Source organism: Alteromonas sp. DYW1 (assembly GCF_059752595.1).
The window spans coordinates 893,287-906,385 of sequence record NZ_CM186038.1 but is presented as its reverse complement, the minus strand read 5'-3'; the positions used below and the strand labels follow the sequence as shown (position 1 = coordinate 906,385).

Annotated in this window: 10 protein-coding genes; 4 read left to right on the top strand and 6 right to left on the bottom strand. The window is 44.7% G+C overall.

Going from position 1 to position 13,099, the window contains the following annotated elements; translation table 11 throughout:
• Positions 1-259: 259 nt before the first annotated feature.
• From AC121Z_RS04065 to cysD, 3 genes are all read left to right on the top strand, one after another.
• Positions 260-601: a DUF3718 domain-containing protein gene (locus AC121Z_RS04065; RefSeq protein WP_498126889.1), complete on the top strand. Its 342-nt coding sequence runs from the start codon at positions 260-262 to the stop codon at positions 599-601.
• A gap of 327 nt (positions 602-928) precedes the next feature.
• Positions 929-2,236, top strand: a complete 1,308-nt coding sequence (locus AC121Z_RS04060) for a mechanosensitive ion channel family protein (protein ID WP_498126887.1) — start codon at positions 929-931, stop codon at positions 2,234-2,236.
• Between the two features lie 133 nt (positions 2,237-2,369).
• A complete protein-coding gene (gene cysD, locus AC121Z_RS04055; protein ID WP_498126885.1) occupies positions 2,370-3,290 on the top strand; it encodes a sulfate adenylyltransferase subunit CysD in 921 nt (306 codons plus the stop codon).
• Here cysD and AC121Z_RS04050 read toward each other — a convergent pair.
• The gene (locus tag AC121Z_RS04050) at positions 3,287-4,819 is read right to left on the bottom strand and encodes an MFS transporter (protein ID WP_498126883.1); all 1,533 of its coding nucleotides are present in this window, start codon (positions 4,817-4,819) and stop codon (positions 3,287-3,289) included. The two genes, cysD and AC121Z_RS04050, sit on opposite strands and share 4 nt — an antisense overlap.
• A gap of 18 nt (positions 4,820-4,837) precedes the next feature.
• Entirely contained in the window at positions 4,838-6,190 is a 1,353-nt protein-coding gene (locus tag AC121Z_RS04045) for a GH1 family beta-glucosidase (RefSeq protein ID WP_498128144.1), read from the bottom strand.
• Between the two features lie 190 nt (positions 6,191-6,380).
• On the opposite strand from AC121Z_RS04045, the gene AC121Z_RS04040 reads away from it, so the two are divergent.
• Positions 6,381-7,502: a glycoside hydrolase family 5 protein gene (locus AC121Z_RS04040; RefSeq protein WP_498126881.1), complete on the top strand. Its 1,122-nt coding sequence runs from the start codon at positions 6,381-6,383 to the stop codon at positions 7,500-7,502.
• A gap of 108 nt (positions 7,503-7,610) precedes the next feature.
• On the opposite strand, the gene AC121Z_RS04035 is transcribed toward AC121Z_RS04040, so the two are convergent.
• Genes AC121Z_RS04035 through AC121Z_RS04020 form a run of 4 tightly spaced genes read right to left on the bottom strand, consistent with a single transcriptional unit; the run spans position 7,611 to position 12,984 of the window.
• Entirely contained in the window at positions 7,611-8,291 is a 681-nt protein-coding gene (locus tag AC121Z_RS04035; RefSeq protein ID WP_498126879.1) for a hypothetical protein, read from the bottom strand.
• A 32-nt stretch (positions 8,292-8,323) separates the two neighbouring features.
• Positions 8,324-9,868: a tryptophan halogenase family protein gene (locus AC121Z_RS04030; protein ID WP_498126877.1), complete on the bottom strand. Its 1,545-nt coding sequence runs from the start codon at positions 9,866-9,868 to the stop codon at positions 8,324-8,326.
• A gap of 13 nt (positions 9,869-9,881) precedes the next feature.
• The gene (locus AC121Z_RS04025; protein ID WP_498126875.1) at positions 9,882-11,426 is read right to left on the bottom strand and encodes a tryptophan 7-halogenase; all 1,545 of its coding nucleotides are present in this window, start codon (positions 11,424-11,426) and stop codon (positions 9,882-9,884) included.
• A 7-nt stretch (positions 11,427-11,433) separates the two neighbouring features.
• Positions 11,434-12,984, bottom strand: a complete 1,551-nt coding sequence (locus AC121Z_RS04020; RefSeq protein WP_498126874.1) for a tryptophan halogenase family protein — start codon at positions 12,982-12,984, stop codon at positions 11,434-11,436.
• Positions 12,985-13,099: the final 115 nt, after the last annotated feature.

Genomic DNA, 13,099 nt, shown 5'->3' with positions numbered 1-13,099 from the left:
ACTTAAAACCAGGCATTAAAAACCAATCAGCTTTGATAACAAATAAACATTAAAAACAACTAACAAATACCACGAAGTTATAATAAAAATTAAATTTTTGATTTAATTCATAGAGTTACGAATTTAACCTTATGGCAACATAGTTTGTAACGCTGTTTTTACCCAACCACTACAAACAAACAACAACAATCCATTTTTTCCTCAGGCATAAAGAATGGGCCTGGCACATGTTGTGTCAGGTTAACTTGAGGAAATATTTATGAAATTCATTTCAATAAAATCACTAATAGCTGTTTTGGCTTGTGTATTGACGTCTAATGTTGCGTTGGCAACAAGTCTTGAAACAACACCTGCACAAAACGTTAAATTTACGGGCGATATGCGTTTTGCCGGTTTTTGTAAAGCTGTGCTTGAAGACAGCGTAACGAGTATCCAGCAATTTGCTAATCGCAATGTTGGTGAAGTTGCCGCTAGTCGTCGAGCGGTTATTCGTGCGGTAGCAGCTGATAACGGTGTGACTTGCAACGGTAAAACACTGATTGAGTTTTCACTGGAAAAGAATGCGACCGACGTTCACGCTTTCTTAGTCGCCCAACGTTAATTCGTTATGCGGGTTAATCAAGCAACCTTAAATAGTGTCAAAGGCGAGGCTGGGCCTCGCCTTTAATTTTCATTTCGGCAAGTCAGTTTTCAAGGATTAATCTGCGGCATTTCAAAAGCAGGGCTAACAAAGCCTGTATGTCATCGATAAAACCCTGTTTTGTCACTACTCACTCCTCTATCTATGAGGTAATTTGCGTTTTCCCGGTCTCAAGAGATACGGCTATGAACTGTGCGAGTAATTAACTTTACTGGTTTTTTGCATCAATAGCGCTTAGATTGGCATTATTACATTCGTATTTGTTGTCTAGCCACAAAAGAACTTTACATGGATCATATTGCTACCTTACTCGCTGAGATTCAGCAATCAATGCACGCTGCACTTACCAGCCAACACTTTTTCATTCAAATCGGCGCTATTCTCGGGATCTATCTCTTTGCCTTCATTGTGGCCCGTCGCGTAACTAAATCGACACCCCTGCTTAATACTGAACCTGAGTCTGGTACCCACACATTACGTTGGATCGGTTACCGCTTAGGCGGGTTAGTATTCCCGTTTATTGCCATCGCTTTATTGAAACTATCTACCGTTTTGAGCCAGCAATTCCAGTTTTCTGATTGGCTGTTAAAAACCGCACTGACAATCGCGACTTTATTAGTTTTAAATTCATTTATTCGCGCCTTTGTGAAAGAAGGAATGATAGCAAGCCTACTGCGCTGGTTGGGCTTACCCATTGTGTTTTTACACATGATTGGTCTATTACCAGAAATTGTTACTGCCCTCTCTTCTATCGGATTTACTCTGGGCAATATTGAAATTTCAGCCTATGGCGTCGTAAGAGTTATCATTTTTGGCTCATTGCTGTTTTGGCTTGGGCGGGCGTCAAATGTGGTGGGTAAAGACATTATTCGCAATCATAAATCGCTTGATGTCAGCACCAAGGAAGTATTCGCTAAGATTTTCGAAGTTGCCCTATTCTGCGTTATTTTCATCTTATTATTGAATATTATGGGCATCAACTTGACCGCTCTGGCCGTTTTTGGTGGTGCAGTGGGTGTCGGTCTTGGTCTCGGTTTACAATCCATCGCTTCAAACTTTATTTCCGGGATCATCATTTTGCTCGATCGTTCACTCACCGTGGGCGATTTTGTGGAGCTTGACGATGGTAGCAAAGGATTCGTACGCGAATTTAAGATGCGCTATGCCGTGTTAGAAACCTATGATGGTAAAGACATTCTCGTGCCCAATGAGAAGTTCATTAACTCGCTGCTTATCAACTGGACCCATAAAGATCCAAAGCAACGTTATCGTATCGATTTTTCAGTTGCTTACCATACGGATATCCGTGCCATGGTAGAGATCGTGAAAGAAGCCGTTGCTCAACATCCGCAAGTTATTGCTGGTGAAGATATTCCCTTTGAGGAGCGCCCTGATTGCGAAATCGACAGCTTTGGTGACTCAGGGGTCAACATGTTTGTCGAGTTTTGGATGTATGGTATTGATGATGGTAAGAATCGCGTCGGCGGTGACTTATTATTGATCGTGTTTGAAACCTTGCGTGAACATGGTATCGAGATCCCATTCCCGCAACGCGAAGTGCGTATTCTTGAGCCAAAAATCAGCAAAGTGGAATAAGGCCGACTACCGATAGTTTCTTGGAAACTATTGTTCATCGAGGAATCTTGATGATCATTAAAAAAATCACGATTTTAAACTGATAATTAAAATCTCTATGATGGCGCACTATAAATCATAGAAGTGCGCCATTATGCCTCAACTCAACAACTTACAGATGCTTGAAGCTGAAGCTATTCATATCCTACGTGAAGTCGCTGCCAGCTTTGATAACCCGTGTATGTTTTACTCCATCGGCAAAGACTCAACCGTTATGTTGCATTTGGCGCGCAAGGCATTCTGGCCAGCCCGAGTGCCATTTACCCTGCTACATGTGGACACTACCTGGGAATTCAACGAAATGGGACGGTTTCGCGACCAACTCGCCGAAAAGCATGATTTGGATATCCGTGTACACATCAACCAAGAAGCGCTCGACATGGGTATTCATCCCATTGCCTCTGGTTCGGTCAAATATAATGATTTCATGAAGACCATTGCATTAAAGCAAGCATTGGATAAGTATCAGTTTGATGCAGCACTTGGTGGAGCACGGCGAGATGAAGAAAAATCAAGGGCCAAGGAGCGGGTATTCTCAGTCCGTAATGCCAATCATCAATGGGATCCGAAACAACAACGTCCTGAGCTATGGTCAATTTATAACTCACAAATCAACAAAGGCGAATCAGTCAGAGTTTTCCCGCTATCCAATTGGACAGAATTAGACATTTGGTTGTATATCCTGCAAGAGCGCATCGATATTGTGCCGCTGTATTTTGCTAAACCGCGGATGAGTTGGATTGATGATGACAGCCAACAAATCCTGGCATTAGATGATGAGCGCATGCTGCCTTACCTAAGTGCAACTGAAAAAGCATCACTCAAGGAACGTTGGATCCGTTTCCGCACCTTGGGATGCTACCCGCAGACAGGCGCCACATTGAGTCGAGCTGATACTTTAGAAGGCATTGTGGCGGAAATGATTGCCAGTAAAACCAGTGAGCGCGAAGGCCGACTTTTGGACAAAGACCAAACCGGTTCGATGGAGAAAAAGAAGCGCGAGGGTTACTTTTAAGTGATCGTTCGGTGCGCTTGCAACTCAGCAGTCATCCTTGCCTGCATTTGATTATTTATTGGATATGCCATCATTACGGCTGCACCAACTAATGCAAAAAATGACGGAATAAAACTCATCAACAATAACATGCCCGGTACCGCTTGTTGCGTCGTACTCTCATCCATGCCGTTGTACCCATACGAGGCTAACACAACTAACACCAACGCTCCTGCAAATCCACCCCCCGTTTTCTGCACGAAGGTACCAGCAGAATATACCAGCCCGGTTGCCCTGCGACCCGTCCTCCACTCGGAATAGTCGGCTGAATCGCCTAACATGGCAAAAAATAATGTGGGCATCATCGCAGCAAAAAACTCAGCTCCACAACCTAACACAAACAATAAAACCAATTGTTGGGAGCCAACCCAGAACATCGCGGACGTCAGCAATGCACTCGCTAGGAGAGCAAAAATAAACACCTGCTTCCGTCCCCAACGCCTAACAAACCATTCTGTGCTCAACGCCCCAACAACCGAAATTACCAGTAACGCGACAAAGTATTTCCCTACGAGTAATTCATTACCAACGTAATATTTAAAGTAATAGGCAATCACGCCATATTTAATCCCATTAAACATCATGGTTAGAAAACCCATAGCGAGTAATATCAGCCACGGCTTGTTCGATAGTAGATCAATCATATCTTGCTGGGCGCGCGATCGCTGCTGAATGGGGCGCCGCAGTAACCATCGAATGGCAAAAACTGTGAGCGCTCCAACGACCAGCAAAAATAAGAATGTCGACGCACTGCGATAGTAAAAAAACAGCGTGATAGCCAGTAGCGGTAATAGGATAAAGGGCAGTTGTTTCGACAAATCGATTATTTCACGGCCTAATGGCAACTCAGTTGTATTTACTGGCTTAACGCGCTCTTTAGTACCCGCTACCGTTATCAACATTAAAAACATAAGCAACGCAGCAAAAACGTACATGCTGTACTGATAGCCAATAGCATCATTACCTTTGCCGAAATGAGCGACCATATCGGGTAAAAAACCCATCACAAATAAGCCGCCTAAAAATGCTCCAGCAAAGCGGAACCCTGACAATGATGTGCGTTCAACATCTGAGCTCGTCATGACCCCCATCAATGCCGAATAGGGGACATTGTTGAATGTATACGCAAGAGTTAAGCCGATATAAGTGACATAGGCATAAATCAACTTGTCTTGTTCTGACCAGTCCGGTGTGGTGAAGCACAACACCATAAATAAACCTAAAAATGGTGTTGACACGAAAATCCACGGGCGAAATTTGCCCCACCGAGTGTTGGTGCGGTCCGCAATCATGCCCATAATGATGTCACTGATCCCGTCCGATAAACGCACCACCAAAAATAGCAAAGCTGCAGCACCTGCTGAAATTCCAAACGTGTCGGTATAAAACACCGCCAGATAAGCAAGTGCACCGCGCCATACCAAGTTCGCGGCCGAATCACCGAGAGCATAAGCGACTTTCTCTTGAAACTTTAACGACGTAGTCTGCATTTTTGGAGATCCCGTTGGTTAACTCTTAGCCTCGCTGTTGCGTTGCATAATCAGCTTTTTGTATGCATACGCACTTGCTTTGAAGGTACGTTTTTGTGTGGCGTAATCAACATAAATTAATCCAAAGCGTTTTAAATACCCTTCCGCCCATTCAAAGTTATCCATCAAACTCCAAGCAAAGTAGCCATTGACAACCACACCACTTTCAACCGCATTGTGTAGCGCCTCGAGATGTTGCTGGAAGTAGTCGATACGGTCTTGGTCATCCACTTCCCCATTGACCATTGTGTCATTCATGGCAGCACCATTTTCAGTGATATAAATCGGTGGTAAAGGATAGAGTTCATGCAGCTTAAGTAACAGATCGGTAAGCGCTTGTGGATAGATTTCCCAGCCAATATCGGTACGAGGGGCTTGGTGCGGATGTTCTATGTATAGCTTTTCAGGCTCAGACGCAGCTGAATAAGTAAGTCGGGTGTAAAAGTTTACGCCTAAAAAGTCTAGTGGTTGCTGCATGATTAATAAGTCCCCTTCCTCAACCGGAGGCTTGTGTGCATCAGGTAACTTATTGAACACATCTGGGTAGCAACCATCGAACAAAGGCTTAATGTACCACTGATTGATGTACTCATCAGCGTCGCGGGTCGCCAGCACATCTTCAGGTGCTGACGTGCGTGGGTAGCAAGGCGTAAAGTTCAATACAATCCCTGCTTGCGCTTTTGTTGTATTGCGTCGAATCGCCTGCATACCTAGGCCATGAGCTAGCAAAATATGGTGCGCTGCTGTTCTACCTTTATCTGCACCGGTTTTTCCCGGAGCATGTACCCCTACTTCATAACCAAGAAAAGCTGAACAAAAAGGTTCATTAAAAGTTGCATAGGACTCTACAGAATCGCCTAGCCTTGCCACAACTTTGTTCACATAGTTTTCAAACTCAAAAGCAGTTTTGCGATTAAGCCAGCCACCATGATCTTCGAGATACTGGGGTAGGTCCCAGTGGTACAGGGTTACAAACGCTTTAATGTTGGCAGTATTTAACTCTGCGATCAATTGCTCATAGAAGGCAATACCCGATTCGTTCAGCCGGCCATTTTCAGTCATCACGCGCGGCCATGAAATTGAAAAACGGTAGGCATCCACTTCCAAATCAACCAACATCTGAACATCTTCGCGAAATCGTTGGACATGTTCACAAGCAACTCGGCCGTGACTGTTATCAGCAATCTTTCCCGGCGTGGCACAGAAAGTATCCCAAATTGAGCTGAGTCGCTCATCTGCACTGCCTTCAATTTGAAAAGAGGATGTCGCAACACCGAACGTAAATGAACGATCCATCAGCGGAGAATTTTCGGGAAGTTGCAACGCTTTAATCATACGAGTCACTTAACTTGGTAGGGCAAACATTTAAGTCGCCTAATTTAAAATTTTTAACGAGATCAATTTATAGCTCATTTCGCACCTTAATGAAAGCGCTTTCATTAAATCTCATTATGCGCAATAATCAATGTGATACTAAGTCAAGCTGCCATATTTTTGCGCGTAGAAAGGTAAGGAGTAAAAAATGATGAAAATCGCGTTTACACTATCGCTTATCAAATGGTCATATATTTGTCTGCTGCTAATTGTTGCATCCGGATGTGGCAGTAGTTCTGGCTCATCACCAGTCACAACACCCACTGTAGATCCTTCTCCGGCGACTCCTGAGCAGCCTTTACCATTACCGAATGTGAGTCAAAATGTTTTGCCTGATGCGCAAGCGCCTGAACATGTAATCACAGCAATGGGGATTGGCATAAATCTGGGAAACACACTTGACGCACCGACTGAGGGTGAATGGGCACTCGCTGCCGAAGAGTACTATATTCAAGCCTTTCAAGATGCAGGGTTTAAACATGTGAGGATCCCCATTACCTGGGGAAATTATGTTGATGCCCAAGCTCCCTATGCTGTTGATGATGACTTTCTTGACCGTGTAGAGCAAATCGTTGATTGGGTCTTGGACCGAAATTTATATGCCATAATCAACGTTCACCACGATCAATGGATTAAAGAAAACTATCAAGACATTAGTCAGCGAAACCGGTTTGATTCAATTTGGTTAACGTTGTCTGAACGATTCAAAGACAAGTCTGCAAAGTTACTATTTGAAATCATCAATGAGCCTCGTGGATTGAGCGTTGCCCAACTTAATGAATTGAATCTTCGAGCCATCGATATTATTCGTAACCAAACACGTAATCGAATTATTGTGTATGCAGGCAATGAATGGTCATCATTAGACGACCTGTTCAATATCAACGTACCCTACCCGAATGATGGATTTATTATCGCAAATTTTCATAATTACGACCCTTGGGGTTTTGCAGGACTATGCGTCCAGTCTTGGGGCAGCGCCCAAGACAAAATGAATATGGAATCACTATATCAACGCGCGAGGGAGTGGTCAGACAGTAATAACATACCGATTATGATGAATGAATTCGGCTCGGCGAAGTATGACTTTCAAAATCCCGCCAATGTTTGTGAGCCCAGCGAACGTGCCGACTACTTACGCACATCGGTTGATCTCATCAAGAAGCATGGCATAGCAGCAACCTTTTGGGATGATGGAGGCTCATTTAGCAGCTATGACCGCAGCACTAACACCTGGAGTTTTGAAAAGGATATTTTGACTGCACAGTAACGACACTGTCGTTTTTGAGTCGCTTTTTACAACCATGATTAATGGCGGCTCTCATGCTTAATGCTGCTCTTCAATAGTATCGCAACAATTACTACACAAGTAACGGCTCTAATTTAAGAACGGTAACTGCTCAATGCTTATTTCCTTTCCTGCATTAAGCACATACACCGGTCCGAGTGCAATGTCCTGTTGCTGAGCAGCAAGCTGAAAACTAATTTGCGCCTCATGACTCGCGAAATCAGCGTGGGCTCTGCCAGCTAGAGTGTAAGAAGCCCAGTTTGATGAGACAGTAAAGCGCTTAGAAAAACTCGCGGTATAAGGTGCACGATTGAGTTGCAAGCCGACCTGCGATAATTCTCCCTCTTCTGCGTTCAAAGAGCGCGCAAAAAACAAAATAAAAATAACATCACCGTGTTTAATCTCCCCTCCTACAGGCAGGTATGCACCAGCATCGTATGGGTACTGGCCAGCTTGGGAAATTGAAATTTCATAAGCGCGGCCACCTACCGCGTCACTATTGGCATTCAGTTTTCCATTCGCTAAGGCACCATAATGATTGAGTTCATCAACGTAAGGAACCGCTATCAAATTTACGTTCGCTGGCATCTCACGAATAAGCTTGGCAAACACGATATCGATTTCTTTCGACCTATCTTGAGCCTGGCTGCTGAAGCTTGAAAGTGTCGTAATTAACAGAAAAACAACCAGCATTTTTACGGTGATTCCGTAAGGACTCATAGTTAACGAGAGAAAGACTGCTCTATATTTGGCATTGACGATTGATTGCATAATGTTTACCTCGACTTTAAAAAGAACGCCCCCTAATCAGTACTAGCACAATGTTGTGCAATAAAGTCAGCGTGAGTCGGCAGGCTTTCAGCACAGTGTGCGATCACTTGCTGCATTTTGCTTAGGTGCTGATGCAAGCGCTCCGCTTCACGCGCATCTGCAAATGGGTGAAGCCCTTCGGCACGAAAGTTCTGCCCCTCCATAACAGCGAGCCAACTGGGTATACCAAACAGCTCTTCATTATCTCTGAAGATGTGCCCACCCGTTTTATAAAGCGCCAGCTTGTTGGCCAAATCATCTGGGATTGGCATATCCCTGCAATGTTCCCAAAAGTGTGAGTCGGTGCGCTGATTAACTTTATAGTGCAACACCAAAAAGTCGCGAACACGCTCATATTCCCAATCTGTTAGTTGGTTGTAACGTTCGCTTAAAACGGAGCTAAAGCGCTTGTCTGGGAATAAGCTCAGCAACTTGGTAATACCGGTTTGGATCAGGTGTATACTGGTGCTCTCTAATGGCTCCATAAAACCACTGGATAAGCCAATCGCAACGCAGTTTTTAGACCAAAACTTGTTTCTTCTGCCAGTAGTGAATTTCAGGGTTTTAGGTTCAGCCAGCGGTTTACCATCAAGATTGTTCAGCAGAATGGCGGTCGCTTCATCCTCACTCATAAAACGACTACAAAACACATGACCATTGCCGATGCGATGTTGCAAAGGGATCCGCCATTGCCACCCCGCCGCCTGTGCGGTCGACCGCGTATACGGGATTGGTGGGCCGTCTGATTCGCAAGGCACAGCAATGGCTCGATCACAAGGTAGCCAATGCGTCCAGTCCTCATAGCCGGTGCGTAAAGCCTGTTCGATTAACAGGCCCCGAAACCCAGTGCAATCAATGAATAAATCGGCATTGAGTACCTCACCAGATGCTAAAGTGATCGACTCAATAAAGCCGTCATGATTACGCAATTTAACGGCAGAGACCTTACCCTCGATTCGCTGTACGTCACGCTTTTCAGCAAACTTACGCAAGAACTTTGCGTATAACCCCGCATCGAACTGAAAGGCGTATGCCATCTGTGCCAGTGGGGAATTAGGAATGTTCTGAGGGCGAGAAAAACGTCCGCGTTTTGCTGCGGCAATGGCTAATGAAAAATTGCCTAATTCAGAATCATAACCGGCATCTCTGAGCTTAAGCCAATAATGATGGAAAGGAATATTATCCGCCATGGGGGAGCCATACACACCAAATGGATGGATGTAGCGCTCACCGATATTACCCCAATTAACAAATTCAATCCCTAGCTTAAATGTACCTTGGGTTGCTTTTACAAACTCATTTTCATCGATGCCTAAGACATCATTAAATGTCCGTATCGCAGGTATGGTAGCCTCTCCAACACCAACGGTTCCAATCTCGTCAGACTCTACCAGACGAATACGCCGGCCTTTCTTGTGGAAACTTTTTGCCAATGCTGCAGCACTCATCCAGCCTGCTGTTCCACCACCAACAATCACAATTTCTCTGACTTGGCTGTCATTCGGTAGCGTATGCTGACGAGGTTGAGCTTCATGCATTCCTAGTTGACTCCTATTTAGCACCACAATGGCGCTGTAAATATTCACGGTGTGACGGCATTTGAGAACAAACCTGGGCAAAAGAATTTGCCAGTTGCTCACAAACTTTGCGGCTATCCTGTGCCGAATGTCGCTGTACATCTAACAAACGGTCGTATTGATGTGGCCAAAGGCCTAGCCCCAGAAATAACGATATCCAGGTTTTTTCTGCAAAGGTTTCTCGCTCATAGAAGGGGAACCGCCCAGTATGCTTGAACAACCTCATCTTATGCGTCAATGAATCAGGTAATTTTGCCGTTTGGCATTTCTGCCAAAAGGGAGAGTCCACCACTTTTGAGTCTCTAGCTATTAGCGCAAAGTAAGCACATTGATAGTCTAATAATCGGTCATACTCTTCGTAGCAAAGATAATTATATTCATCTCGACTAGCACAAATAGCGCTTTCATTTAATGCCATGTCTGGCAACAAATCGACCAACCGCAACACGGCAGACTGTACCAAATGAAAATTGCTAACAGCATTGCGGCCCAAGCTTCCAGCAGCATCTCCCATAGCAACACAATTGCCTGACCAAAAGGTTTCAATACGCCGTGGCTTGTGCTCTTGATGAATGATCCTTGCGCCAACGATTTCACTCAACTTGAGTGACTCCAAGGCTTGCTCTTTAGTTAACTGACTGCTATCGAAGTGGTATTCACAAACACCACAATCTTGCAACGGAAATCTAAGCCAAAAGCCATTTTCATGCGGTTTAACTTGCGTTACGGCTTGAGGATTTTTTTCAGGCTCAATAGCAAATTGAATACTCTGGTCACACGGCAGAAAATGACTATAGTCAATATAGTTGTTATTTAACGAATGATGGATCAATTGCCCCGTGTCGGTGCAATCAATGAAAAGATCAGCCTCCAATATTTTATCCGCATCAAATTCAATGGATCGGATGTGTTGATTTTTCATCTTATCGCCATCAGCAACTGCAAAAGTTGTTACTGCCTTGATCGAACCACTCACTTCAGTAACTCCCAGTTTGCACGCAAAGTCTTTCATTCCGGCAGCGTAGCGGTGAGTATCCAAATGCATGCCATAAGCGAAAGGTATGGATTTATATTCGGCCGAGGGAATACCAAATTTACCAAGCCGAGCAGCAACAGCGGGCAAGGAGTATCGGTCCAAATCGATTGACACACCAGACAGCCGCGCCTTACTAAGGTGATGTTGAAAAGCAACATTGTTGATCACTGTGCCATAAGCGCTCATGGAGTGATAAAAGGAAGTATGTGCTGCAAATGAATATTCAGTCGCTAATTTATAGGTCCCTTTTGCAACTGCCATCAGTTGATGCTCTTGGAGGCCAAGCACGCGATGAAAATAATGTATAGCAGGTAAGGTCGACTCACCAAGACTGTCTGGTGAGGTGTTTGGCTGGTTGCATACCACGACTTTGGTCGGGGTTTTATACAATCTGCGGGCTAGGCATGCAGCAATGGTCCAAGCATGCAGTCCGTTGCCCACAATTGCGATAGTATTTAACGGCCTATTTTGAGTCTGTTCCATCAATCTGCTAATGTCCATACAAGCTTAATTTAGCGGGTGGCGGTGGTGTTTGCCAACCTCGCGCAAGATTACAATGACGCGCTAAGCTTTCAGCATGCATTGGCATTTGTGAGACGGCTTGTCTAACGTCAGACTCAATAGTCTTAAGACACAGCGCAATCTGCTCTGTGGGTAAGGAATCAATTTGCCAATCATAGTTTTCGGGGATAATACCTTGTCCTAGGTAAACTGCTATCCAGCTCGCCTTGAGGAATAACCCCTCAGTGTATTGCACAACGCGACCACGCTGTTTGAACAAGTTGATTTTGTGTTCAAGCCCTGCTGGCAACGGCATCGTTCTAACGTAATTCCAAAACTCGGTTTCGTCGCGCTGGGTCGCGTGGTAATGCAGAACTAAGAAATCGCGTAAACGTTCAAACTCCAATTGCATCATACGATTGTACTCATCCGTTCGCACGGGATCACAATGTTTATCTGGAAAGAAATCGAGCAACTTCATAATACCCAGTTGAATTAAATGAATACTGGTACTTTCCAAAGGCTCCAGAAACCCAGCCGAGAGCCCAATGGCTACACAGTTCTTATGCCAAGTTTTCTTACGTTTACCGGTAGTAAAGCGCAGGAAGTTAGGCTCTGCTATCGGTTTGCCATCGAGGTTTTTAAGTAGGGTTTCTAGCGCTGCTTCATCATCCAAATAAGGGCTTGAATAAATGTGTCCATTACCAACCCGGTTTTGCAGTGGGATCCGCCACTGCCAACCCGCCTGCCGAGCCGTTGCCTGCGTATACGGTAAGGGAGGCGCTGTGGATTGAGTAGGAATTGCGATAGCTCGATCACAGGGCAACCAATGCCGCCAATCGTCATACCCAGTGTTTAAACACTCTTCAATCAATAAACCTCTAAACCCTGAACAATCGATGAAGAAGTCTGCACTTAGCTCTGTGCCGTTTTCAAGGGTTATCGATCGAATGAATCCATTGTCTTTATGCTGCCTCACACTGCTCACGGTGCCCTCCTGACGGATGACACCTCGTTGTTCAGAATAGGTGCGCAAATACTTGGCGAATAACCCAGCGTCCATATGAAACGCATATGAGAAAGTGGCAAGTATTGATTGTTCATCCGTGCTTGGATAAGCGAATTTCTGCGCTTTCGAGGCTAAAACAGGAAGTGAATAATTGCCTATTGGCTTAGCAAGACCGTGTTGGCGTAACTTCACATAATAATGATGAAAGTCGACCCCTTTAATGGGGTGACCAAAATCACCAAAAGGGTGAATATAAGCATCACCTATACGCCCCCAGTTAATAAATTCAATGCCAGTTTTATAGGTTGCGTTGGTTGCCCGCATAAACGCTTGTTCGTCAATCCCCAAGCGTTGAATGAAGTAGCGCAAGTGCGGTAGCGTTGCCTCTCCCACCCCCACAGTTCCAATTCGGTCTGATTCAATCAAAGTGATTTTAGTATCAGTTAGCAAATTCGCCAGAGCGGCCGCAGTCATCCAGCCAGCCGTACCTCCACCAACAATAATAATTGATTTAATCGCGTTGTCTTGCATACTTACGACAGCCCTGACGAAGGTGATTTTGATAGACTAATTGAGAAACCATTTTTATTCGCCAGCTTAGCAGCTTGCTGGCTGCCAATGAAAGCTGGACTTGCGCTTGAAAAAT